This window comes from Bradyrhizobium sp. USDA 4510, from assembly GCF_054059095.1.
This window is the reverse complement of sequence record NZ_JBSSBT010000001.1, coordinates 7,146,919-7,169,642: the sequence shown is the minus strand read 5'-3', so window position 1 is coordinate 7,169,642 and position 22,724 is coordinate 7,146,919. Positions and strand designations below refer to the sequence as shown.

Annotated in this window: 21 protein-coding genes; 13 read left to right on the top strand and 8 right to left on the bottom strand. The window is 62.6% G+C overall.

Annotated features, from left to right (window positions below):
* The first annotated feature begins 6 nt into the window (after window positions 1-6).
* Window positions 7-949, top strand: a protein-coding gene (locus ACVMDN_RS33465) for an IS630 family transposase (protein ID WP_141343507.1) whose coding sequence is annotated in 2 segments (ribosomal slippage) — window positions 7-345 and window positions 347-949 — 942 coding nt in all. Because the reading frame shifts where the segments join, the coding sequence is not laid out codon by codon here.
* On the opposite strand, the gene ACVMDN_RS33460 is transcribed toward ACVMDN_RS33465, so the two are convergent.
* Window positions 919-1,635 carry an aminotransferase class III-fold pyridoxal phosphate-dependent enzyme gene (locus ACVMDN_RS33460; RefSeq protein ID WP_456834693.1) on the bottom strand — a complete coding sequence of 239 codons (717 nt, stop codon included), beginning with the start codon at window positions 1,633-1,635 and terminating at the stop codon, window positions 919-921. The two genes, ACVMDN_RS33465 and ACVMDN_RS33460, sit on opposite strands and share 31 nt — an antisense overlap.
* Before the next feature lie 4 nt (window positions 1,636-1,639).
* Window positions 1,640-2,185, bottom strand: a complete 546-nt coding sequence (gene ectA, locus ACVMDN_RS33455; RefSeq protein ID WP_225160841.1) for a diaminobutyrate acetyltransferase — start codon at window positions 2,183-2,185, stop codon at window positions 1,640-1,642.
* Between the two features lie 250 nt (window positions 2,186-2,435).
* Between ectA and ACVMDN_RS33450 the strand changes: the two genes are divergently transcribed.
* Window positions 2,436-2,924 (top strand): MarR family winged helix-turn-helix transcriptional regulator, encoded by a 489-nt coding sequence (locus ACVMDN_RS33450; RefSeq protein WP_057017678.1) that lies wholly within the window; start codon window positions 2,436-2,438, stop codon window positions 2,922-2,924.
* A 365-nt stretch (window positions 2,925-3,289) separates the two neighbouring features.
* Here the strand turns inward: ACVMDN_RS33450 and ACVMDN_RS33445 are convergent, their stop codons facing one another.
* Window positions 3,290-3,742, bottom strand: coding sequence for a hypothetical protein (locus ACVMDN_RS33445; protein WP_141342795.1), 453 nt, complete (start codon window positions 3,740-3,742; stop codon window positions 3,290-3,292).
* A gap of 881 nt (window positions 3,743-4,623) precedes the next feature.
* Between ACVMDN_RS33445 and ACVMDN_RS33440 the strand changes: the two genes are divergently transcribed.
* Entirely contained in the window at window positions 4,624-7,452 is a 2,829-nt protein-coding gene (locus ACVMDN_RS33440; RefSeq protein ID WP_159109449.1) for an autotransporter family protein, read from the top strand.
* A gap of 1,136 nt (window positions 7,453-8,588) precedes the next feature.
* On the opposite strand, the gene ACVMDN_RS33435 is transcribed toward ACVMDN_RS33440, so the two are convergent.
* Entirely contained in the window at window positions 8,589-10,376 is a 1,788-nt protein-coding gene (locus tag ACVMDN_RS33435) for a tetratricopeptide repeat protein (protein ID WP_246786640.1), read from the bottom strand.
* A 272-nt stretch (window positions 10,377-10,648) separates the two neighbouring features.
* Between ACVMDN_RS33435 and ACVMDN_RS33430 the strand changes: the two genes are divergently transcribed.
* From ACVMDN_RS33430 to ACVMDN_RS33410, 5 genes are all read left to right on the top strand, one after another.
* Entirely contained in the window at window positions 10,649-10,894 is a 246-nt protein-coding gene (locus ACVMDN_RS33430) for a hypothetical protein (RefSeq protein WP_229192917.1), read from the top strand.
* A gap of 190 nt (window positions 10,895-11,084) precedes the next feature.
* Window positions 11,085-12,059, top strand: a complete 975-nt coding sequence (locus ACVMDN_RS33425; protein ID WP_141342794.1) for a formylglycine-generating enzyme family protein — start codon at window positions 11,085-11,087, stop codon at window positions 12,057-12,059.
* On the top strand, window positions 12,059-13,765 hold the full coding sequence (locus ACVMDN_RS33420) for an arylsulfatase (RefSeq protein WP_200844473.1): 1,707 nt from the start codon (window positions 12,059-12,061) through the stop codon (window positions 13,763-13,765). Before ACVMDN_RS33425 ends, ACVMDN_RS33420 begins: the two co-directional genes overlap by 1 nt.
* 74 nt (window positions 13,766-13,839) lie before the next feature.
* Window positions 13,840-14,853, top strand: a complete 1,014-nt coding sequence (locus tag ACVMDN_RS33415) for an HAD family hydrolase (RefSeq protein WP_076827303.1) — start codon at window positions 13,840-13,842, stop codon at window positions 14,851-14,853.
* A 96-nt stretch (window positions 14,854-14,949) separates the two neighbouring features.
* Window positions 14,950-16,254 (top strand): DUF3300 domain-containing protein, encoded by a 1,305-nt coding sequence (locus ACVMDN_RS33410; RefSeq protein ID WP_233475662.1) that lies wholly within the window; start codon window positions 14,950-14,952, stop codon window positions 16,252-16,254.
* Here the strand turns inward: ACVMDN_RS33410 and ACVMDN_RS33405 are convergent, their stop codons facing one another.
* Window positions 16,255-16,428, bottom strand: a complete 174-nt coding sequence (locus ACVMDN_RS33405) for a hypothetical protein (RefSeq protein ID WP_168857739.1) — start codon at window positions 16,426-16,428, stop codon at window positions 16,255-16,257.
* Here ACVMDN_RS33405 and ACVMDN_RS33400 point away from each other — a divergent pair.
* The 5 genes from ACVMDN_RS33400 to ACVMDN_RS33380 all read left to right on the top strand — a co-directional run bounded on the left by ACVMDN_RS33400 (window position 16,427) and on the right by ACVMDN_RS33380 (window position 20,186).
* Window positions 16,427-17,851 carry an MltF family protein gene (locus ACVMDN_RS33400; RefSeq protein ID WP_310885540.1) on the top strand — a complete coding sequence of 475 codons (1,425 nt, stop codon included), beginning with the start codon at window positions 16,427-16,429 and terminating at the stop codon, window positions 17,849-17,851. The two genes, ACVMDN_RS33405 and ACVMDN_RS33400, sit on opposite strands and share 2 nt — an antisense overlap.
* A gap of 89 nt (window positions 17,852-17,940) precedes the next feature.
* Window positions 17,941-18,258 (top strand): HdeA/HdeB family chaperone, encoded by a 318-nt coding sequence (locus tag ACVMDN_RS33395; RefSeq protein WP_283805964.1) that lies wholly within the window; start codon window positions 17,941-17,943, stop codon window positions 18,256-18,258.
* A gap of 232 nt (window positions 18,259-18,490) precedes the next feature.
* Window positions 18,491-19,102 (top strand): DUF502 domain-containing protein, encoded by a 612-nt coding sequence (locus ACVMDN_RS33390; RefSeq protein ID WP_076827307.1) that lies wholly within the window; start codon window positions 18,491-18,493, stop codon window positions 19,100-19,102.
* A 318-nt stretch (window positions 19,103-19,420) separates the two neighbouring features.
* The gene (locus ACVMDN_RS33385; protein WP_057017689.1) at window positions 19,421-19,630 is read left to right on the top strand and encodes a hypervirulence associated TUDOR domain-containing protein; all 210 of its coding nucleotides are present in this window, start codon (window positions 19,421-19,423) and stop codon (window positions 19,628-19,630) included.
* A complete protein-coding gene (locus tag ACVMDN_RS33380; protein ID WP_076827309.1) occupies window positions 19,623-20,186 on the top strand; it encodes a DUF488 domain-containing protein in 564 nt (187 codons plus the stop codon). Before ACVMDN_RS33385 ends, ACVMDN_RS33380 begins: the two co-directional genes overlap by 8 nt.
* 41 nt (window positions 20,187-20,227) lie before the next feature.
* On the opposite strand, the gene ACVMDN_RS33375 is transcribed toward ACVMDN_RS33380, so the two are convergent.
* The 3 genes from ACVMDN_RS33375 to ACVMDN_RS33365 form a co-directional block, all read right to left on the bottom strand.
* Window positions 20,228-21,208, bottom strand: coding sequence for a caspase family protein (locus ACVMDN_RS33375; RefSeq protein ID WP_456843694.1), 981 nt, complete (start codon window positions 21,206-21,208; stop codon window positions 20,228-20,230).
* Window positions 21,209-21,230: 22 nt separating this feature from the next.
* On the bottom strand, window positions 21,231-21,383 hold the full coding sequence (locus ACVMDN_RS33370; RefSeq protein ID WP_456843666.1) for a hypothetical protein: 153 nt from the start codon (window positions 21,381-21,383) through the stop codon (window positions 21,231-21,233).
* A gap of 73 nt (window positions 21,384-21,456) precedes the next feature.
* Complete coding sequence (locus tag ACVMDN_RS33365; protein ID WP_076827313.1) at window positions 21,457-22,689, bottom strand: hypothetical protein; 1,233 nt, start codon at window positions 22,687-22,689, stop codon at window positions 21,457-21,459.
* Window positions 22,690-22,724: the final 35 nt, after the last annotated feature.

Here is a 22,724-nt window from a genome sequence, read left to right as displayed (position 1 = left end):
CATGCGATGGCGAAGGGATACTCCAAGGACCTCAGGGTGCGTGCGGTTGAGCTTGTTGAGTCCGGCGAAAGCGCACGTGAGGCTGCGCGCATTCTCAATCTCGGCGCTTCGACTACGATCCGATGGATGGATCGTTGGAGGAAGACCGGAAACGTTGAGGCCAAGCCCGGCACCGGGCACAGCCGCTCGCCGTTGGAGCAGCACAAGCAGTGGCTGATCGAGCTGATCGCCGCGGAGCCGGACCTGACGCTCGAGGAGATCCGCGCGCGTCTGCGCTCTCAGAGAAAGCAAAAGGCCGGCATCGGTTCGATCTGGCGTTTCTTCGACCGTCACAGCATCACCTTCAAAAAAAACACTGCACGCCGCCGAGCAGGATCGACCTGACGTCGCTGCCGAGCGTGCCGCGCTGAAAGCCGAGCAGCCCAAGCTGCGTGCACCGCGCCTCATCTTTATCGACGAGACTGCGGTCACGACGAAGATGGTCCGGCACTATGGGCGCTCTCCTCGCGGTGAGCGCCTCGTCTCTGGCGTGCCCCATGGTCACTGGAAGACGCTGACGCTTGTCGCCGCGCTGCGCATCGATGGCCTCACGGCGCCCTATGTCATCGACGGTGCAATGGATGGGCCCTCGTTCCTGGCTTATGTCGAGCAAGTCCTGGCGCCGACCTTGCGCAAGGGCGACATCGTCTTCATGGACAACTTGCGCACTCACAAGATCGCCGGTGTCCGCGAGGCGATCGAGGCTGTCGGCGCCCGCGTGCGTTATCTGCCGGCCTACTCGCCCGACCTCAATCCGATCGAACAGGCCTTCTCCCGGTTGAAAGCTGCGCTGCGCAAAGGCGCCACCCGCACGGTCCAAGCCCTGCTCAAACTCATCGGCAAACTCGTCAAGTCGTTTGCGCCGCAGATGTGTGCCAACTACTTTAGGCATGCTGGATACACCAGATGATCCACATCATGTGGAAAATGCTCTAGAATCGCGGCCGGCGCATCGAGCCCGCTGGAAGGGTCGGACAGCCGCCGTTCCAGCAGCGCGGCGGTGTCGAGATCCGGGCCGTGATAGCCATCGTAAGGCTCGTGGCTGACATGGCTGAGTGGTACGCCCGCGCCGGTGCGCTTGGCGGCATTGCCGGTGCAGGCCAGCGCACCGAGGGTCATGCCGTGGAAACCGTTCGTGAAAGCGATCACCAGTCCACGGCCGGTCACCTTGCGGGCCAGTTTGATGGCGGCCTCGACCGCGTTAGTGCCGGTCGGTCCGGTGAACATCACGCGGTAGTCCAGCCCGCGTGACTTCAGAATCAGCGACTCGAATGTTTCGAGGAACTCCGCCTTGGCGTCGGTATGCAGGTCAAGCCCGTGCGTGATGCCGTCAGTCGAGATGTAGTCGATCAGCGCTTGCTTCAGCGCGGGATGATTGTGTCCGTAATTAAGCGTCGAGCATCCCGACAGGAAGTCCAGATAGCGTCCGCCCTGATTATCATACATCCAGACATTGTCAGCTCGGCTGAACTGGCGCGGCATGGTGCGCGCATAGCTCCGCACGACCGACTCCCGGCGTTCGTAAATGGATCGGTCCGGGATATGGCTGGTCGGCTTGGGTCGTGTATGGCGAGCAAGTGTGGTTGTTGTGGTCATGTCGTCAGTTCTCCTGATCTCTGGCTCCGGGCTGTCGGTTTGGCAGGGGGCCAATGCGGGCCAACCACTCTGTGGCGTGCTTACCGGCGAAATGCGCGTCGCACTCGAACATCACACTGCGGATCAGCGGAGCGCCCCACGCGCGGGCCAGTCCGTTGAACAATGCCCAGGATGGAGCGTTGTCGTCGGTCACTGTGGTGAGGAGATACTTGGCACTTTCGGCGGAAGGGCGATCCAGCAGCGCGTTGATCATGCGCTGAGCAAGGCCTTTGCCGCGCGCCGCCTTCGCGACCGCGACCTGCCAGACGAAGAAGCTGTTCGGTTCCGAAGGCGGGCGATAACCTGAAACCCATCCTAGAATTTGCGCGTGACGTTCCGCAACGAGGCAGGAGTCCGTGAAGTGCGTGCACTGGAGGAGGTTGCAATAGGCGGAATTGGAGTCCAGTGGCGCGCAGGCTGCGACCAGGCGGGTAACCGCGGGGCCGTCAGCGGGCGACGGCTTTCTCAACTGGAACGCTTCGTTGACATCCGGAGCAGCGTCGAAAGCCACTGGCGAGGATCCACCGAAAGCGTCGACCCGAGGGCCGGCTATTGCTTCAGATTTCGAATTAATCGCTTCATTCTCCGAAATATATAGCGCTTTACCTTATAGGAAAATAAGTGGCGAAATCTTGAAAATTGGCTTGAGATCTCACATCAAAAGCTTCGTAGATATTTCGTTATCCGAATAAAATTTGAAGGGGTGACTTGGAACCGGTTACGATTCGCCTCGGCGCGGCCGTAGCTATAAGAAAAGCCACATGAAATCAGAGATCGCCTCACTGACGCTGCGCGCCCTGCGAAGAGTGCTGCGGGCAACTGAGATCGGTAGTCGCCAGCTGGCCATTGCGACCGGCCTTACGACATCGCAATGGCTCGTGTTGCGAGAGATCGACGCGCGCGAGAAAACCACACCGGGGGTCATTGCGCAGGCGCTTCAGTTCGGTCAGGCAACGATCACGACGATCGTCGATCGGCTTGTGGCGCTCGATCTAGTGCAGCGCCAGCGTAACGCAAACGACAAGCGCCAGTTCCTTCTGACGGCGACGCCGGCAGGCAGGGACATCGTGGCCAACGCACCCGACTTGCTTCACCTGACGTTTACAGATCGCTTCGTCCAGTTGCCGCAATGGGAGCAGGCCATGATCCTTGCTGCAGTAGAGCGGCTGGCCATGCTGATGGACGCGCACAACATCGATGCCGCGCCATTGCTGGACAGCGGGGCCATCGATCGATCCCAACCCAGATAGGTCGATTGCCTCGACTGCGTGGACGGCTCGACAGAGCCGGATCTTCCCGCGCAGGTTAGTGGCCGACATATCATCAGAAGCCGACGTCGGATCGGATGATTGCGGAGTCGGACGAGCAGCTCGGGCCGCATCGAAACCTGCACTGAATGTCGGTATCGGTGGGCTGCGCATCCAGCAATCGCTCCGCCGCAGGCGCTCGTTCCGGCGCAGCGTGGAGGGCGAAGCCGGATATTGTCGTCGATCCGACTAGGCAGCTCGGGCGCATACGATCCTTCAGCCGCGCAGGCGCTGTCGACGCGACCGGCAGGACTGGAGCAGGCGGCCCATGCAGGCCGCCTGTAGATTAGTCTGAGAGCAGAAGAGCCCTATTGGCAGGGGTGCTGGAGTCCGTCGGATCCCTTGAAAAAGGTGCCGGGCCTGCAGACGATGCCGTTGTGCGACGCGTAACTGTTCCAGTCGCCGTTCCACGCATAGTAGTCGCCATACGCGGCGGGCCGATCGTAGGTGCCGTATGCGGCGTAGGAATTGCGCCAGCCGTCGAAGGGAGCGGTCGCGATCGCCGCGGCGGTTCCGACGGCAGCGCCGGCCACGCCGGCAGCGGCCCCCACCGGCCCCACGGGTTCGCGATAGGCGGCTCGCCGCTGATAATAGCCTCTCCTGCTGTCGTACGGGCTCCCGGCTCCTCGGTTGAGGCAGTTGGCGCTGGCGAATTGAGATGAACAGGCGGCCGGGTTGGAGAAGACCGCTTGCGCCGATGCGGGGCTCGAAACTGCCGACGCCACTATCACAGCCGCGCCAAGAACTCTTAGACTCATCATGGCTTGCTCCCTGGATTTGGTTTGCTGCGACACTTACGAAGCTTGGCATGACTGAATGCCAAGTCCGCAAGTTCCCGTTTTCTCGCACCTAACCAAATGCAACCTCCGGAAGTGGTTCCTGTGCATCTCGTGCGCGGCATCAAATCGACGTGACTTGCCAATCGATCTGGAATGCGACTTCAGCAGAAGCGGCATGGATGCGGCAGGGAGTCGCGGCGTAGCAAGGATGCTGCGATCAATGCCCAAACGATGGGACGGCAATTCCATTCGTCCGACGAATCCGGACAGAGGCGAGAATGCAAATTGATGAAAGGTTGCGTGATCGCGGAACTGCCCGATGACCGCGTCAAGTTGCGTCGGACGTGCGCGAGAGAGCACGACGGTTGGCACGAACTGCACAAGTTGTGTGATGCGAAAGCATCAACTGCCAACAAACGGCAGCACGCGTTTCGGATCGCCACATTCGAGTTGATCTTCGTCCTGATAGTCGGATGATGATTTGCGATCTTGAATTGTAGCCGCTCCTGCATTTTGCACCGCGACCAAGCAACCCGTCCTTTTCAATTTGACGTTGTTGAGAACGACAGGTTTGGAAGGCGGCGCAAATGAAGTGCTTTACCGGCTCGACTCTCCTTGGATCTTGCGCGCGCAATCGCATGGAACAGGCGTCGACGCGCGCCGCCCTGCAATCATTGGTCCAGTTCTTCAGGAATAAGCCGAGACCAGTCGCGGCCTGTCGGAGCCGGTTCCGGCTCGCCGCGCTTGCCTTGATTGCGTCGGCCGCTCTGGTTGATGCGGCCTCGGCTCAGTCCTGCACGGTCGCACCGGATTCGACTGTCTCCGCAACGAGTGGAAGCTGCGCGATCGACGCGAATACGACGTTGACCGGAACGCCTGCCGTTCACGCAAGTTCGAGCGCTCAGATCACGACCAACAACGTCAACATCAATCCCTTCAATGGCGGCAGTATCGGTGGTTTGGCGGATGCTGCAGGTACGATCATCTTCAGTTCCGGGGCGAGCATCAACGGCAACTGGAGCACTGCCGCGTCGGCGCAAAGCGGCGGCCAGATCATCTTTCAGTCGGGTTCGATCATCAATCCGGCCTTCGGCGGCGGAGGAACTGCGCTGAGCGCTGATGGAACGGGCAGTCAGATCAGCGCGACAGGACTCACCATCGGTCTCAACGGCGCCGGCAACAACGTCGCTGCGAAGGCGGCCAACGCGGCGACGGTCAGTCTGCTCAACAGCTCAATCGCCTATGCGGTCGGCGGTGGCGGCAACACCGGCCTGTGGGCAACGGGCGCCGGCAGCCAGATTAGCTCGACGGGTACAACCATTTCGATGCCCGGCGGCGGCGGCAACGACGTTGGCGCGCGCGCGGACTCCGGTGGGTCGGTCACGCTGACCGGCGGCACTGTCAGCGTTGAGGGGAACGGCGGCGGCGAAACCGGCCTGTTGGCGCAATCGTCCGGAAGCACTGTCACGGCAAACGGCGTTGCGGTCACGGTTTCCGGCGGCGGTGGCGATGTCGGTGCCAAGGCACTCGACGGCGGCGCGATCACCTTGAGGGGAGGCAGCGTCGCCGCGACGGGCAGCGGCGGGGGCGAGATCGGCCTGCAGGCCAGCGGCACCGGCAGCACGCTCACGGCGAGCGGCGTGACGGTAACGGTTCCGAACAGCAGCGGAGGCCGCGGAGTGCAGGCTGACAATTCGGGCAGCGTCACGCTCGACGGCAGCTCGACGGTCACCACATCAGGCGCAGGCACCCATGCGGCCGGCGTGACAAGCAGCGGTACGCTGAGCATGACCGGTGGCTCACTCACGGCCAATGGAGCCGATGCCAACGCGCTCAACATAAGTGGCGGTGCAGCGACGCTCTCCGGAGTCACCATGACCAGTCCGAACGGTGCGTCGATCGCCGCCCCGGGCGGCATCAGCAGCGTAAGCCTGACCGGCGTGACTGCGGTCGCGAACAACAATCAATGGCTGAACGTCAGCGGCGGCTCCACGCTCAACCTCGTCGCGGACAGTTCGACCCTGCAGGGCGTTGCGCTCACCGACTCCGGCAGCACCTCCAGCGTCGCGCTGAAAAACAATTCGCTCTGGACCATGACCGGCAACTCGAACGTCACCAATTTGATCAACGCTTCGAGCATCATCCAGTTCACGTCCCCTGTCGGCGATCCGACGCAGCTGTCGAGCTACAAGACGCTGACGGCGGTGAACTATGTCGGCCAGGGCGGTACCATCGGGCTCAATACATATCTTGGCAGGGACGGTTCGCCGTCGGACAGGCTCGTCATCAATGGCGGCACGGCAGGCGGCAATACGTTCCTGAAGATCAGCAACACCACGGGCGGCGGCGCGCTCACCACCGGCAACGGCATCCTCGTCGTCGACGCGATCAATGGTGCGACGACGACGCCTGGTGCCTTCAGCCTGTCTCACCCCGTCTTGGCCGGCCCTTACCAATATTCGCTGTTCCGTTCGAGCGTCGACTCCAGCAACCCGCAAGCCTGGTATTTGCGCGACACCCTCGACTGTGTCGCGCATCCCAATCTTCGTGCCTGCGGCGGTGGCGGTCTCATCAACTGCTCCAATCTGCCCAACGTGCCTAGGTGCGGCGGCGGAGGTGGAGGCGGTGGAGGAGGCGGTGGCGGCGGAGGCGGCGGTGGCGGTGGAGGCGGCGGTGGAGGCGGAGCCGACGGCGGCGGCGGCGATATCCCCGACTACCGCGAGGAGACTTCGCTCTACGCGGCAATTCCGGCGATGACGCTGTTGTACGGACGCAGCCTGCTCGACACGCTGCATGAACGCGTGGGCGAGGAGGAGGACGAACGCTTCCGCGCCAATCCCGAGAACGCCAGGGTCGGATGGGGTCGCGTGCTTGGGGTCAACGGCGTGCATCAGGGCGACAGCTTTGGCGTGTTGGGTGGCGAAGCCGGACCGCACTTCAGCTATGATTTCCTGGCGCTGCAGGCGGGCATGGATGTCTATCGACACGACGGTCCCGACGGTTCGCGCGACCAGGCGGGGGCGTATTTCGCGATCGGCGGCGCGCGCGGGCGGGTCACCCATTTCGATGGCAGCCAGGGTGACAACACCTTCTCCGCCTACACGCTCGGTGGCTACTGGACGCATTTCGGGCCGACCGGCTGGTACATCGACTCGATCCTGCAAGGCACGTTCTACGACATCACGAGCAGCGCAAATCGCGGCATTCCGGCGCTCAAGACCGGTGCTCAGGGTGGGGCTGCGTCGGTGGAGGGCGGATATCCCTTCAAGTTCGCCGGCGGCTTCTTCATCGAGCCGCAGGCGCAACTGGTGTATCAGAACATCCACATCAACGACGCCAGCGACATCGCGGCGCAAATCCGCTTTGCGGATGTGGATTCGCTCGCAACCCGGATCGGTGCCCGATTTGGCCGAACATGGGCGGTCGATGACAGTCCGCGTACGCTGACGGCCTGGATCCGTCCGAGCCTGTGGAACGAATTCCTCGGCAACCCGAAAACGCTGTTCTCGTCGGACACCGGCTTCGTTCCATTCCAGGCGAGCCTCGGCGGCCTGTGGGGCGAGATCAATGCCGGCATCAGCGGACAGGTCACGTCGACCACGTCGCTTTATGCCAACGCTTCCTATCAGAGCCGGTTCGACGGTGGCGGCTTCTCCTACGGCGGGAAAGCCGGACTGCGCGTTAACTGGTAGCGCGCGAAGGCGTGACGTCGGCCCAGACAGGGTCGGCGAAACGCACTCGCGCAGGCATAGCGGACGAGGAAGTGCCTAACAGACCCTCACGCTTTGCTGAACATACGCGTAACCGTTCCACACGTTTCGCGTCTGATAGCAGGAGTTGTAGGCCGTCGCGGCTCCGATGGCTGCGCCAGTCGCCAAACCGGCTGCGGCAGCTCCGGCGCCCCAACCGCCTCGATAGTAACCGCCACCGCGGTAATAGCCGCCGCCGGCCCAACGTGCGCGGCCGCCGTGCCAGCCGCCGGCATGCCATCGCGTGCCGCCGCCGTGCCAACCAGGCCGCATTCCTCCGCCGTGGAAGTGAGCCGATCGAGCGCCGGCTCCTCTGGGCCGGGCCTGGGCGTCATAAGGGAGTATCATTGCTGCAGATGCGATGAAGCTGAGAACCAGCAAAGCCTTCGTTGGTCGCATATCCGGACTCCTTGCAAGGGTGTCCCAACCAATCCCGCTGAACGTGCTTCGTTCCGTTGGTTCAACTGCGTGCCACGCTGGCACAAGATGCATGCTCAATACGGCGCGTCGTGGCTTCGGGGCGCAAGCGACCCCCGCGGGCATGGTGAAGCTCGATCCTTCGGACCCCGGCGGCGCGAGGCAGGTACGAACGTGTTCGTACCTTGAAGACCTCCCTGTGTGAAACAATGCTGACGCTTACTGCCGACGCGGCAAATTGGCGAACTGATACGGCAGCTGGTCCACTACAGGGAACAGGGAGACGACTATGTGGAAGATATGTGTGCTTAGTACGTTGGTCTTGCTGGTTGCGGTTCCGGCAAATGCGGCTCCGAAGAATAGTGGCAAGAATGTCGATGCAATTCGTGCTGAATGCTTCAGGCAGGCGAATGAAGCCGCTGCCGCCGGCGGTGCGAACATGACAAGCGGGGCGACTGCCGCCCGAAACTCGGCGGGCTATTCCGCCTATCGGGATTGCGCGCGAAAGAACGGCATTCGCCCGTAAGCCGCTTTGGTTTCCGCTAACCCATGGAAGGCCGCCTTCGGGCGGTCTATTCCATGCGCAGTGAAAAACGGCGACGGCGGCATGGCCGTCGAAAGCCGAAGATGGCGGCTGAACGGCGCCGAAACGGCAGGGAAGGTCAGCTTGCGACGAGAGCCTGGGCCTTGCGCAATCCGGCCACGAGAGTGTCGACAACCTGATCCGCCGCTCCGTTGCGGCGCAAGAAGCCGGCCGGATCATCGGCCAACGCTTTGTACCGCGACATTCCTTTCAAGGCCGTTTGGGTCGCATCGCGGCGCCCCAGCTCTGTATTCGCTATCGCAATCAACAGTTGGCTGAATCCGGAATCGCGCAACGATGCCGTCTCGGCCACGTCGAGCATCTGCTTGTATTCACCCTTCAAGTAAAGGTCGACCGCGATGAAATGAAGATACCAGGCTGGCGGATGCAACGTGCGCTCGATCGCGCGCTTGAGCATCGGCACGCCTTCCGAGAAGTTCCCGCGGATGGCGAGACGCCAGCCGAATTGGGCAAGAATGTCGGGATCGTTGGGGTTGAGGTCGATCGCCAGATGGCTGATGCGATCACTATCGGCGTAACGTCCCGTGAAATGGTAGGCCGCAGCCAGGGCCTTCAGCGCCAGGGGACTGTTCGGCTGCAGGGCGATGGCGCGCGACGTTGCCTCAAGGGCCTTGTCATACTCCGTTTGCGGATTGCCGTCGGCTGAATAGCCCAACCGTCCGGCGTCGAGATGCAGCCATCCAAGCATGGCCCATGAATCGCTATACTGCGGATCCCGCTGAACGGTTTGCTGAAGACACTGCATGGCCGGATCGAAGTCGACGCGCCGGAAAGTGCTGCGATAGGCCTGAGCGCGCAGGACGCAGAGATAGCTTTCCATATTCCTCGGTGGATCCGCGCGAATGTCGTTTCTAACCACGCCGTAGGATTGGCCGACGACGGTTGCGATCTCGCTTGCGAGCTCGCGCTGGACATTCATGAGCGACTGAGGATCGAACGGTCGAGCATATGTCCGCATCCATACGATCTCGTCGTTCTCGGCGTTGAAGACAGTCGTTGTGACTTGCACCTCTTCGGCGCTCGTTTGAACGCTTCCACGGACGACATAGGAAGCACCGAGAGGACGACCAGGTTGGGGCGCCTCGTCGCCTTTTGCGGAGAGCGCATTCGACGGCGACGTGTAGAGCCGGAATCCTCCGAAGCGAAACAGGTTGCTGGTCAGTTCCTGTCCCATGCCGATGGCGAAGAGCCGCGTGTTCTCCCCGGGAGTCAGTGGCGTGAATGACATCACGAGGACCGCGGGTTCGCGTGGCGTCATTGGGGACGGAGGCGGTCTTGCTGCAAGCCATATCCAAGCCACCACGCCGGCTGCCAGCGCGGCAGCGACGGGCCCATAGCGCCTGATGCCAGGCTTGGTCGTCCAATTCGCACGTGTAGCAGCAGCAGTTGTCGAATCATCGTGCAGTTCAAGAGCAGGCTCGCGAGATGGAGCGTCGGCAGTATGCATTTTGTGCCACTCAAAATGGGGCACATAGGAGCCTTTTGGAATTGTGATGCGTACCGGATCATCGCGGCCCGAATCCACGTAGTAGCTATCGAGGTCGCGGCGCAATCGTCGAGCTTCAAGACGGACGACAGGGTCAGCCTGGGGATCGAAAGAGTCGTCGCGCCGAAACACGGCCAAGGCAATTGTGTAGCCCTTCAGGCTATCAGCGCGGCCTGCAAGCGTCTCGTCGACAATGAAACGAAGGAAAGCTTGCCGCCGTTCGCTCGCCTGGAAATGCGGACTCGAGAGGATGCGGTCCAGCTCTTTCGCTACATGCGCCGGCGGCACCGCGGAATCATCACAACGCGGGATATCGGATGAGCCGCTGACGGCATCGTGAGCGAAGGGTACATCAGGCATCAACCGGCAACCCCAATCGTCGGTTGACGGTAGGCTTTCTCAGTACATGTTGCAACTCGTAAGCGAAGCAAGCAGCCGGCGCTGACGCGACAGCTTTCAATCGTCGGAACAACGAGTTCCCGACTGCAGCGACAGCTGGTCGCATCGGCCTTGAAGCCGTCGCGCCTGAGACGGCGCGCTCAACGAGCGTCGCGCCGTGTACGAACATGTTCGTACCTTGAAGCCTCGATGAACCAGCAGCAAAGGTCACGTTGGCCACAAGCGAGTTCATCATGGAGGAGTTCCGCGCGATTGTGACCCGCTTTCCGCTGCGCGAACTTGACATTCGGCGCTGCTTCAATCGCGACGCGCAGTTTAGAGCGATTTGCGCAGATTATGACGAAGCTGTGAAAGCGCTTCGTCGTTGGCAACAAGCGGCAAAGCAAGGAGACCGCGAAGGAAGTCGGAAGGCCGCGGATTACGAACGGCTCGTTGCCGAACTGGAAGCCGAGGCTCTGGTTCATCTGAACCGGCCGTGATCGAGGGGGCGTTCGCATAACTGGAGCAGTGCGTGAAAAATACGATTCTCGTCAACCTTTCGATATCAAGCGTGCTTGCCGCGGGCATGCTGCGTGCTGCGATCGGTCAGTCACACAGAACCTGCGCAGCGAGGCCGCCGAACCGACCAAGCACGCAATCGGCCGCAACGAGTAACTGGAGGCAACCTTCTTGAATATTGCCGAGAGACCGATCGCGAACGTGGACGAAACCGGCGCGTCAGACAGCGTCTTCATTCCCGGCGGCACGTTTCGCATGGGATCGGATCGGCATTATCCGGAAGAAGCGCCGTCCCACATGGTGAGCGTCGACGGGTTCTGGATGGACCGCACTCCAGTGACGAACCGGCAATTCAAGCAGTTCGTGCGTGCCACCGGCCACGTCACCTTCGCCGAGGTCGCTCCGGACCCCAAGGACTATCCGGATGCGCTGCCGCATTTGATCTTCGCCGGCTCGCTCGTCTTCACGCCCCCGGATTATCCGGTCGATCTGCGCGACTACAGCCAATGGTGGACGCTGCTCAAGGGCGCGAATTGGCGCCATCCCTATGGCCCGAAAAGCAACATCAAGTCGCTGGACGACCATCCCGTGGTGCATGTCACCCATGCTGACGCACTCGCCTATGCGCGATGGGCCGGCAAGGATTTGCCGACGGAAGCGGAATGGGAGTTTGCTGCGCGCGGCGGCCTCGATGGCGCCGAGTATGCCTGGGGCGATGAATTTGTGCCGGGCGGCGTGCATCAAGCCAATACGTGGCAAGGTCACTTTCCGTTCGAGAACCGGTGCGAGGACGGCCATGCGCGCACCTCGCCGGTGATGACCTATCCGCCGAACGGCTATGGCGTGTTCGACATGATCGGCAATGTCTGGGAGTGGACCAGCGACTGGTGGGCTCCGAAACACCGCGCCGATGCAAAGAAGGCCTGCTGCATTCCCCAGAACCCGCGGGGCGGCTGCGAGCATGACAGCCACGATCCGTCGCTGCCGCTTAGCAGGATACCGCGCAAGGTGATCAAGGGCGGCTCGCATCTCTGCGCGCCGAACTATTGCCGGCGCTATCGACCGGCGGCGCGCCATGCCGAGCCGATCGATACGTCGACCAGCCATCTCGGATTTCGCTGCATTACACGTTCAGGGAGAAAGTGATGACTGAGAAGACAACGACAGACACCTTCAGCCGCCGCAACCTGCTCGCGGCCTCGAGTTCGCTCGCCACCATCGCCGCCTTCTCGGCGATGGCGCCCATCGAGACCGCCCAGGCGCAAGGGACCACGCAACCCTCGAGCGCGGCCGGCGGCGCAAAGCCGAACATCATCCTGATCCTGTCGGATGATTTCGGTTATGGTGACTCCGGGCCCTATGGCGGCGGCGAAAATCGCGGCATGCCAACCCCGAACATCGATCGTCTCGCGAATGAAGGACTGCAATTCATGTCCTTCTATGCGCAGCCGAGCTGCACGCCTGGACGTGCCGCGGTGCAAACCGGCCGAATTCCAAATCGCAGCGGCATGACGACCGTCGCGTTCCAGGGCCAGGGCGGCGGCATGCCGGCGGCGGAATGGACGCTTGCCTCGGTTTTGAAGACCGGCGGTTACAAAACGTTCTTCACGGGCAAATGGCACCTTGGCGAGGCCGACTATGCGTTGCCGAGCGCGCAAGGCTACGACGAGATGAAGTATGCCGGCCTTTATCATCTCAATGCGTACACCTACGCCGATCCGACCTGGTTTCCCGACATGGACCCCGAATTGAGGGCGATGTTCGAGAAGGTCACCAAAGGCGCACTTTCCGGAAATGCCGGGCAGCCGGCGAAGGAAGATTTCAAGATCAACGGCCAGTACGTCAACACGCCGGACAAGGGCGTGGTCGGCATTCCCTTCTTCGACGACTACGTCGAGAAGGCCTCGCTCGAGTATCTGGACCGCAACAAGTCATCGGGCCCGTTCTTCATGAGCATCAACTTCATGAAGGTGCACCAGCCCAACATGCCGGCGCCCGAATTCCAGGGCAAGTCGATGTCCAAGAGCAAGTATGCCGACTCCGTGGTCGAGAACGACACGCGTATCGGCCGTATCATGGACAAGGTGCGGTCCCTCGGCCTCGACAAGAACACCTATGTGTTCTGGACGACGGACAACGGCGCCTGGCAGGACGTCTATCCGGACGCCGGCTACACACCGTTCCGCGGCACCAAGGGCACGGTTCGCGAGGGCGGCAACCGCGTCCCGTCCCTTGCATGGGGCCCAGGCATCAAGGCCGGCACGAAGAATTCCGACATCGTCGGCGGCCTCGATTACATGGCAACCTTCGCAAAGCTCGCCGGCGTGAAGCTGCCGGAGAACGATCGCGAGGGTAAGCCGATCATCTTCGACAGCATCGACATGTCGCCGATCCTGTTCGGAACCGGCAAGTCCGAGCGCAAGAACTGGTTCTATTTCACGGAATCCGAGCTCTCGCCTGGCGCAGCCCGTGTCGGCAACTACAAAGCGGTGTTCAATCTGCGCGGCGACAATGGCGCAAAGACCGGCGGCCTCGCGGTAGACAGCAACCTCGGTTGGAAGGGACCGGAGTCCTACGTGGCGACCGTTCCGCAGGTCTTCGATCTCTGGCAGGACCCGCAGGAGCGCTACGACATCTTCATGAACAACTACACGGAGCACACCTGGTCCTTGGTTTCGATCAATGCCGCGATCAAGGATCTGATGCAGACCTATGTGAAGTATCCGCCACGGAAGATTCAGAGCGAGACCTACGCGGGACCGATCACCATCCAGCAGTATGAGCGCTTCGCGTTCTTCAGGGATCAACTCGCCAAGGACGGCTTCCAGATTGGCTTGCCCACAGGCAACTGATCGATGCAAATGGAGCGGCCCCCACTCTCGGGGGTCGTTCCTCTCTGAACGGCTGAAGTGGAGGACGGAGATTCGTGAACGGAAGCTTGGTTGACCGCCGTACGATCCTGGCCGGTCTGCTGGTGTCGGCGGCCACGCTGTCGGTCTCCGGCCGTATCGCACGCGCGCAGAGTGATCCTCTTCCTTCCTGGAATGACGGCCGGGCGAAGCAGTCGATCCTGGACTTCGTCGCCGCGGTGACCAAGGAAGGAGCGCCGGATTTCGTGCCGGCGCCGGAACGCATCGCGACATTCGACAATGACGGCACGCTGTGGTGCGAGCAGCCGATGTATGTGCAGCTTGCGTTTGCGCTCGACCGGGTGAAGGCCCTCGCCCCCAAACATCCGGAGTGGAAGCAGAAGCAGCCGTTCAGGGCGGTTCTCGACAACGACATCGCAGCGCTGGCCAAGGCCGGCGAGAAGGGCCTGGTCGAACTGGTCATGGCGACCCATGCCGGCATGACAACGGCCGAGTTCGCGCAGATCGCCGGCGACTGGATCAAGTCGGCGCGTCACCCGAAGTTCAACCGGCCTTATACCGATCTCGTCTACCAGCCGATGCTGGAACTGCTCGCCTGTCTGCGGGCCAATGGCTTCAAGACCTTCATTGTCTCGGGCGGCGGCATCGAGTTCATGCGGCCATGGAGCGAGCGGGCCTATGGCATCCCGCCGGAGCAGGTCGTCGGATCGAGCATCAAGACGAAGTTCGAGATCGACAAGGGGAAACCGACACTGATCCGGCTGCCGGCGATCGATCTCGTCGACGACGGACCCGGCAAGCCGGTCGGCATCAACTCGCATATCGGCCGCCGGCCGATCGCGGCCTTCGGCAATTCGGACGGCGACTTCCAGATGCTGCAATGGGCGACGCAATCATCGGGGAAACGCTTCGGCCTGATCGTGCATCACACCGATGCCGAACGGGAATATGCATACGATCGGAAGTCCTCATTCGGCAAACTCGACAAGGCGCTCGACGCAGCGAACTCCAATGGCTGGATCGTGGTCAGCATGAAGGACGACTGGAAACGCATGTTCCGCTTTGAATAGAGGCCGAACGATTGCGTAGGCATCGCTGACGCCCGGCGCCGCGGAGCACGCCGGCGCCGCCGGTGATGCAAGCGAGACGAAGAACGAGGAGGCATCATGACACGACTTCTTCCAGGATTGCGCCGGCTCACCATTGCGAACGCGGCGCTGGCGGTTGGCTTGATGCTCGGAGGCCCGGCATACGCGCAGACACCCGCGGACCAGAAGCCGGCCCAGGACCAGGCTGCCGCGCCGGCGCCGGCCCCGACAGCCACCAAGCTTCCGAACGGACAGATCGAGCAACTGGTCGCGCCGATCGCGCTCTACCCGGACGCGCTGCTGTCGCAGATCCTGATGGCATCGACCTATCCGTTGGAAGTCGTCGAGGCGGCGCGCTGGTCGCAAGACAACAAGACCGTCACCGGCAAGGCGCTCGAAGACGCCATGCAGAAGCAGTCGTGGGATCCGAGCGTCAAGGCCCTCGCGGCGGTGCCGCAGGTTCTTCAGATGATGAACGACAAGCTCGACTGGACCCAGCAGCTTGGCGATGCCTTCCTCGCGCAGGAGCAGGACGTGATGAGCGCCGTGCAGACCTTGCGCCAGCGCGCGGAGGCCGCGGGCAATCTCAAGTCGACGCCGCAGCAAAAGGTGATAAAGAGCGCGCCTCCTGCCGGTGTGACCGCGCCCTCCGGCATGCAGCAGGCGATCTCGATCGAGCCGGTCGATCCCGACCAGTATTACGTCCCGGTCTACGATCCCGGTGTCGTCTACGGGGCCTGGGATTATCCCGACTACCAGCCGTTCTATTGGTCTCCGCCAGGCTATGTCGCCGCGGGCGTGATCGGCTTCACCGCCAGCGTGGCCGTCGGCGCTGCGATCTGGGGCGGCTGCAACTGGTGGGGCCGCAACGTCTACGTCAACGTCAACCGATATAACCAGTTCAACCGCACCAACATCAGAAACACCAATTGGGCCCACAATCCGGCGCATCGCGGCGGTGTCGCCTATCGCGATGCCGGCGTGGCGAGGCGGTTCGGCAGTGGCAATACCCCCGCCGCGCGCGAGGCGCTGCGCAATCGCACCGGTGGTCCCGGCGGCAGGATCTCGAATGCGGGTGCCGGCCGGGCCAGGACCGCGGTCTCGCAACGCGCCGGCAATCGCGGTGCAAGCGTATCCCGCCGGGCCAGCAGCCGTAACGTCACCCGCGCCCATACGCGCGCGGGTAATCGCGCTGCGGTCTCGCACAGGAGCGTCACGCGCTCGCGCGTCAGCGGACGTGTTCACGCAGGCGGCCGGCCGGCCGCGATCCGCGGCGGCATGCGGGCCGGCGGCTTCCACGGAGGCGGCCGCGTGGGCGGTTTCCGCGGAGGTGGTGGCTTCCGGGGAGGGGGCGGTTTCCATGGCGGTGGCCGGCGGCGCTGATCAGCGCGCCTGGGCTCGCGCGTCGACATCTGCTAGCCCAGGTTGCGGCAAAATTACAATACAGCTTCCACGAAGAAAGGTAACGTCCAGGCAGATTTCAGCGGCACGTTTCAAATGATTGGGTTGGATCATGAATTTTTCATCGACCTGCGCAAGTTCCAGGATGTTCGCCATGGCCTTCGCAACCGCCGCCGCCGTCGTCGTGGCAGAAAAATCCGCCAGGGCCGATCCACAGGTTCTGGCGCTGCCGTCCCTGAAGGTCTGGGAGGGCGACTTCGATGGCATGCTGAAGCGCAAACTCGTGCGCATCCTCGTGCCGACCGACAGGACATCGTTCTTCATCGACAAGGGCGAGACACTCGGCTTCGAAGCCGAGCTCGGCGCCGAGTTCGAAAGCTGGCTGAACAAGCGGTACGGCAAGAAGAAGCAGAGGATCTATGTCGGCTTCGTCCCCACCAGGCGCGACAGACTGCTGGGTGACTTGATCGCCGGAAAGGGCGATATCGCCGCCGGCCTGCTCACGGTCACGCCGGATCGGAGCAAGTTGGTTGACTTCGCTGATCCTTGGGCATCCGGCGTTCGCGAAGTGCTCGTGACGGGATCTGCGGCGCCGAGCATCGGCTCGCTGAACGAGCTCGGTGGAAAGACGATTTTCGTCCGGGAAGCCAGCAGCTATTTCGAGCACCTGAACGCGCTCAATGCGGACCGGGCAGCCAAGGGGCTGGAACGCATCGTCGTCAGGCCAGCCGACAAGACCCTCGAGGACGAGGACTTGCTGGAGATGGTGAGCACCGGCCTGTTGCCCTGGGCCGTCGTCGACCGCTTCAAGGCGCAGGCGTGGGCGGGCCTCCTGAACGGGCTGACGGTGCGCGACGATATTGCGATCAACGAAGGCGGCGACATCGCCTGGGCGATCCGCAAGGACAGTCCAGCGCTCAGGAAGGAGCTCGCTGAATTCGTCAGTACTCACAAAATCGGAACTGAATTCGGCAACGACCTGCGTGCACGCTATTTCAAGACGGCGAAGCCGCTGAAGAACGCCCTCGCGCACGCCGAGGCGGAGAAGTTCAAGGCGCTGCGCGGATCTTTCGAAAAGTACGGGGTGCAATACTCCATCGACCCCGTCCTGCTCGCTGCACAGGGCTATCAGGAGTCAGAGCTCGACCAGGCCTGCCACAATGCCTCCGGCGCCACCGGCATCATGCAGATCAAGCCCAGTACCGCGAAGGGGAAGCCGATCGAGATCACCGGCGTCGCGGCCAGTGCCGACACCAATATCCACGCCGGCTCCAAATACCTGCGCTACCTGGCGGATACCTATGTCGACGCTTCGGTCACCGATCCGCGCGAGCGCGTGTTCATGGCCCTGGCGGCGTATAATGCAGGCCCGGGAAACCTGAAGCGTTTCCGGGACTATGCGAGCAAGCACGGCTTCGACTCGACCGTCTGGTTCGACAATGTCGAGAACGGCGCGGCTGCGATCGTCGGGCAGGAGACGGTTCAGTACGTCGGCAAGATCTACAAGTACTACATCTCCTATGAGTCGCTTCGTTCCCCCGCTCCGGCGAGCGCAACGGCCGACCCATCGCAGAAATGATCGGTTTGTTCAAAGTGTTCGCTGGCTTGGGTGGCGAACCAAAATCAAGAGGAGACTAGATCGTGAAACGCAAATCCATCGTGAACCAGATTGGGCTCAGCCTTGGCGCGCTCGTCATCTCGATTGCTTCTGTTCATGCCCAGGTCCCGCTCTCGACCTACATGGACTCGAAAGGGTTCATTGATGTTCAGGCTTTGACCTGCGCGCAACTCGCCAACACTTATCAGGAGGACGCCGACTTTCTCGCGATTTGGTACAGTGGCTGGTACAACGGCCTCGCGAAGAAGCATTTTGCCCATATTACGCGGACCAAATCCGGCGAGCACGAAGTCATTGTGTATTGCAAGGCCCACCCGGAACTCAAGGTGATCCAGGCCATCGACGTTCTCTTCAAGAACGAAAAATGATCGGCGGCTCCCCGAGGCAACCGGTGTGGCGAGACCGGGATGTCTCGCTGCACTGCCCGTTCACTCGCCAAGCATCGCAATGATCCGCATCGGGACGCGATGGTTGTGGCGACGTGGGCGGTCTGTTGACGCCCGGTGGCCATGGCCGTTCTTGTAGATCCGGGCGAGTTCTTTCGGCTGTTGGCGAAAGGCCCGGTTTCAAACGGCGTGTGCAAATGGAGAGGCCGTGGCAATGAAGGAGTTTTTGAAAACGACTTTAATCGGAGGCGCACTGTTTCTCCTGCCCGTCGCTCTTGTACTGGCGATTCTCAGCCACGCGATGCGTCTGGCGGTGAAGGCCGCGCTTCCGGTGTCTCATGCCCTTCATTTCGACCAGATCGGAAAGGTCGCAGGCATTGGAATTGTTACAGTCGTGGCAGTGGCTTTATTGATCCTGGTGTCGTTCCTCGCCGGCATCGTCGCGCGAACCAAAGCCGGCTCTCGGATTAGCGCGTGGGTCGAAAAATCATTTCTTGGCAGCCTTCCGCAGTACCAGATGGTGAAGAGTATGGCTCAAGGCCTTGCTCAGGCCGAAGGCGCCAGCGATGAGTTCAAGCCAGTGCTGGTGAACGTCGAGGGTGGCTGGCAGCTCGGATATCTCCTCGAGACACTCGAGAACGACTGGGTGGCTGTCTTCGTCCCGCAGGCGCCGACGCCGTTGGTCGGCATTGTCAGATATTGCTCGGTCGATCGCATTCGTCCTCTGAGCATGTCGATGTTGCAGGCGAGGGCAATCGTGACCAATGTCGGCATTGGATCTGCGGCGGCCCTCAAAGGAGAAGATCTGAGCAGGGCAGCAACTTGATTCCGCGGATCCACGTAAGTGACGAGGGAATCTGACCGAGCTTTCTGTCAGGCTTGCGCGTTGAGCCATATAACTTGTAACTTGCTGCATCCGTTGCCGGTATCGCTTCGTCGATCAATCCCGCTATCGAATTCCGGACGGCGGCGGCAAGCTTCCGGGATGCCGCAACCAGACCATCAATTTGCGCTTGAACCCGCAACGCGAGGCAGGAACTTGGCCGGCTGTGAGCTCGTTTGCTCCGGCGGGCTTTTTTAGTCCCGTGCCGTCGATTGGCGGCGTATCGTACGATCAATTTCGCGTCTGAAGGAGCCTGCAACGATGGCCAGGAAATTCAAGGTCGGCGATCACGTCAGCTGGAATTCCGAGGCCGGCCGCGTCTCGGGCACCATCATCGCGGTCCACATCAGCGATTTCGACTACAAGGGGCACACCCACCGCGCCTCGGAGGCCGATCCGCAGTACGAGATCAAGAGCGACAAGACCGATCATGTCGCGGCCCACAAGGGCAGCGCGCTGCATCATGCCTAGCAAAGACGTGGCGCTTCCGTTCTTCACGATCGGTCATTCCACCCGCAGCCTCGAGGATTTCATCGCTCTCCTCGGCGCGGCCACGATCGAGCGTATCGTTGACATCCGAACGGTGCCGCGGTCGCGAACCAATCCGCAGTTCAACAAGGATACGCTGCCCAAGCCGCTTAAGGCCGCGGGCATCTCGTATGAGCATCTGGCCGATCTCGGCGGGCTCCGCGGCAAGGCGCGAAGCGTGGCGCCGTCCGTCAACGGGTTCTGGAGCAACGAGAGTTTTCACAACTACGCCGACTATGCGCTGTCGCCGCAGTTTCATGCGGCGCTCCAGCATCTGCGCGACGAGGGGCGCCGGCAACGCTGTGCGATGATGTGCTCGGAAGCCGTGTGGTGGCGCTGCCACCGCCGCATCGTCGCCGACTACCTCATCGCGTCCGGCGAGACCGTCCTCCACATCATGGGGGAGGGGCGCCTCGAGCCCGCCCGTCTTACCGAAGGCGCCGTCGTCCAGGGCGACGGCACGGTGGTCTATCCGGCTACGGGTGAACTGGATTTATGAAAGGAGTGAGGCTTGCGGCTGCACCGTCGCGCCGCGCCCACTCACTCCACACTGCGTTTCCAATAGCCGGTGCCGAGCTTGCCGGTGATCACGGCAATGGCGTCGCGGATCTCGTAGGAGCCGCCGTCGCTGTAGTTCCTCAGTCCTCTCAGCGCATGCAGCGTCCAGCGGCCGTAGGCGAAGCTGACGGCGCCTTCGTGCGGACGCGCGGCGCGGGAGGGCTCGGCGTGGAATTGATAGGTGCCGTCGGCCATGATCTTCCAGATCCAGCGCGACTGGCCGCGGCCACCCGGCACCATGATCTCCCAGGTGCCGACCAGCGCGGGATCGATCGCGCCGGCTGCTGTCGCCGATGGCGCTGACAATGCGGCGGCTGCCGGCGCAGCGTTCGCCTGTTTCGTGGCGGCGGCGTCGGCCGGCGGCGCGGCCGCGAGATAGATCGCCTTGCGTGACAGCGAGCCGTACACAAACGGCTGCTGCGCGTTGCGCGTCGCCTCCATCACATCGTCCCGGACGTTGCGGAACATGAAGGTGACCTCGACGCCCGGCGTCTCGATGTTGTGGAGCAGCGCCGCGGCGAACGGGCTGTTGCGGCCGTCGCCGTCGAGCGCAATGGTGCCGTCGCGTGCGGCATAGGCGACCAGCATATTGCCGACCGGCTCGATGCGGCCGAGTCCGCTGCCAGCGGCGGCGCGGGTGGCGAGCGAGCGGCTCATCTTCGCCGCGAACGGATTGTTGCGGCAAGCATCGAGGATGACGAGGCCGAGGCTTGCGGTGTTGGCGACCTGCAGCATCACTCTTTGCAGGCTGATCGCTTCATTGGCGGCGTCGGTATCGCGCTTCAGCTCGGCATCGACCGGGATCAGCCAGTTGTCGCCGTTGATCTCCATGCCATGGCCGGCGAAGTACACCGCCGCCATGTCGGCGCTGGCGGCATTGCGACCGAAGGCGATCAGTCCGCGCCGCATCTCGTCGAAGCCGGCATTGGTGATGAGCGTTACGGCAAAGCCGAGGCGCTGCAGCGCGGCTGCGATATCGCCGGCATCATTCGGCGGATTGGACAGCGCCGGGCACGCTCTTGTAGGCGCCGTTGCCGATCACCAGCGCCACCCGCCTGCCGTCGGCCGCAGCCGGCGCGGCGAAGCCTGCAAGCGCAGCGGCAACGGCCAGTCCCGAGACAAACGCGCGGCGATTCATGCTGGTCCCGATCGGAGGTGACGGGTGCATGGTAGCGTAGCGGGCGCGACGCGGCCACGGAAATGGCGCGCGATCAGGCCGCCTGCTTCAGCGTCCAGACGCCGGCCGGCACCGGTTCAGCCGGCAACAAGCTGGCGCCGGCGGCGCCCGCGATCGACATCGTGATTTCGTGGATGTCCTGCACCGACCGCTGCATCGAGAAGCGCGGATAAAGCTCGCGCAAGGTGGTCGCGGCCGCCGCCTGCGCTGCTGAGGGATCGGCCAGCACGGCCTCGACGGCGGCGGCGATGCTGGTCGTGTCCTGGCCGAAGCTGAAGCGGGCGAGATGCGGCATCTCCGCGGCCGAGAAGCGGTTGGCGTCGAACACCGGCACGGTGCCGGCGCCGAGCGCGAAGAACACCCGGTCATGCACCGACAGGTCGATATTGGGATTGAGCGAGACCGCGGCGAGGTAACTCCCGAGGCCTTCGCGCATCGCATCGAAGGTCATCGCGCCGAGCACGCGGGCCGGACGCCCGCTGACGTCGAGATCGCTCCAGCCGCCGCCGATGAAGTCGACCGGATAGTCGGCGAGCACCGCACCCACCTCGCGGGTGCGCACGCCTCGTGTGTAGTTGTCGAGCCGGGTCAGGATCACGTTGAACAGGTCGCCGCCGGGCTTCAGATAAACCAGGTGCTGCTCGGCGACGTCGACGATGATCTTCGGAAATGCGCCGCAGGTCTTGCCGCGCGCCTCGGCGATCACGTCGAACAGCAGCGCGAACAGCTTTGGCGGCATCATCTTGCGCCAGCCGCGCTCGAGCGCCAGCGGATTCCAGCCGGACTTGGCGAAGATCAGCCGGCCGTTGCGCTGCTCGGGCGGCAGGCCGCCGAAGAAGCCGGGATCGGGAATGCCCATATGAGTCGCGAACACGGCGCCGTTGGCCCCCAGATGATCGCGGTTGAATGCGGCATGGTCCGGAAACACGTAGCCATGCGCGGTGTAGCGGCTCTCGAGCCCGTGACGCATGGCGAAATAGCAGGGATGATCGCAGAACCAGGTGAAGACGGGAATCTGGGCGACGTCCCAGAACAGCCTGCCGTCCTTGGTATGGATATCGAGCCCAATGCCGGAGAAGCCGAGCGCCATGGTCTCGGCACGCCGCGGCAGCAGGGCGTTGAGCCGGGCCGAGAAATCCGGCGCCAGCAGATCGAGCATCCTGACCTCGTGCCCGAGCCGGTCGAACTCGGCGGCGGCCATCGCCAGGATGCCGCGCAGCGAATCATAGGTGGTGTTGCTGGAGTACAGGACGCAGATCACGGACATGGGACCTCCGCGCTTGATGGTGTTGCTGCTCGCGC

What these genes read in the sequence shown, in the direction of transcription:
- ACVMDN_RS33460 (WP_456834693.1), bottom strand. Translation starts at nt 1,635, where the DNA reads ATGACCACAACAACCACACTTGCTCGCCATACACGACCCAAGCCGACC.
- ACVMDN_RS33450 (WP_057017678.1), top strand. Translation starts at nt 2,436, where the DNA reads ATGAAATCAGAGATCGCCTCACTGACGCTGCGCGCCCTGCGAAGAGTG.
- ACVMDN_RS33445 (WP_141342795.1), bottom strand. Translation starts at nt 3,742, where the DNA reads ATGATGAGTCTAAGAGTTCTTGGCGCGGCTGTGATAGTGGCGTCGGCA.
- ACVMDN_RS33435 (WP_246786640.1), bottom strand. Translation starts at nt 10,376, where the DNA reads ATGCCTGATGTACCCTTCGCTCACGATGCCGTCAGCGGCTCATCCGAT.
- ACVMDN_RS33430 (WP_229192917.1), top strand. Translation starts at nt 10,649, where the DNA reads ATGGAGGAGTTCCGCGCGATTGTGACCCGCTTTCCGCTGCGCGAACTT.
- ACVMDN_RS33420 (WP_200844473.1), top strand. Translation starts at nt 12,059, where the DNA reads ATGACTGAGAAGACAACGACAGACACCTTCAGCCGCCGCAACCTGCTC.
- ACVMDN_RS33410 (WP_233475662.1), top strand. Translation starts at nt 14,950, where the DNA reads ATGACACGACTTCTTCCAGGATTGCGCCGGCTCACCATTGCGAACGCG.
- ACVMDN_RS33400 (WP_310885540.1), top strand. Translation starts at nt 16,427, where the DNA reads ATGGCCTTCGCAACCGCCGCCGCCGTCGTCGTGGCAGAAAAATCCGCC.
- ACVMDN_RS33405 (WP_168857739.1), bottom strand. Translation starts at nt 16,428, where the DNA reads ATGGCGAACATCCTGGAACTTGCGCAGGTCGATGAAAAATTCATGATC.
- ACVMDN_RS33390 (WP_076827307.1), top strand. Translation starts at nt 18,491, where the DNA reads ATGAAGGAGTTTTTGAAAACGACTTTAATCGGAGGCGCACTGTTTCTC.
- ACVMDN_RS33385 (WP_057017689.1), top strand. Translation starts at nt 19,421, where the DNA reads ATGGCCAGGAAATTCAAGGTCGGCGATCACGTCAGCTGGAATTCCGAG.
- ACVMDN_RS33380 (WP_076827309.1), top strand. Translation starts at nt 19,623, where the DNA reads ATGCCTAGCAAAGACGTGGCGCTTCCGTTCTTCACGATCGGTCATTCC.
- ACVMDN_RS33370 (WP_456843666.1), bottom strand. Translation starts at nt 21,383, where the DNA reads ATGAATCGCCGCGCGTTTGTCTCGGGACTGGCCGTTGCCGCTGCGCTT.
- ACVMDN_RS33365 (WP_076827313.1), bottom strand. Translation starts at nt 22,689, where the DNA reads ATGTCCGTGATCTGCGTCCTGTACTCCAGCAACACCACCTATGATTCG.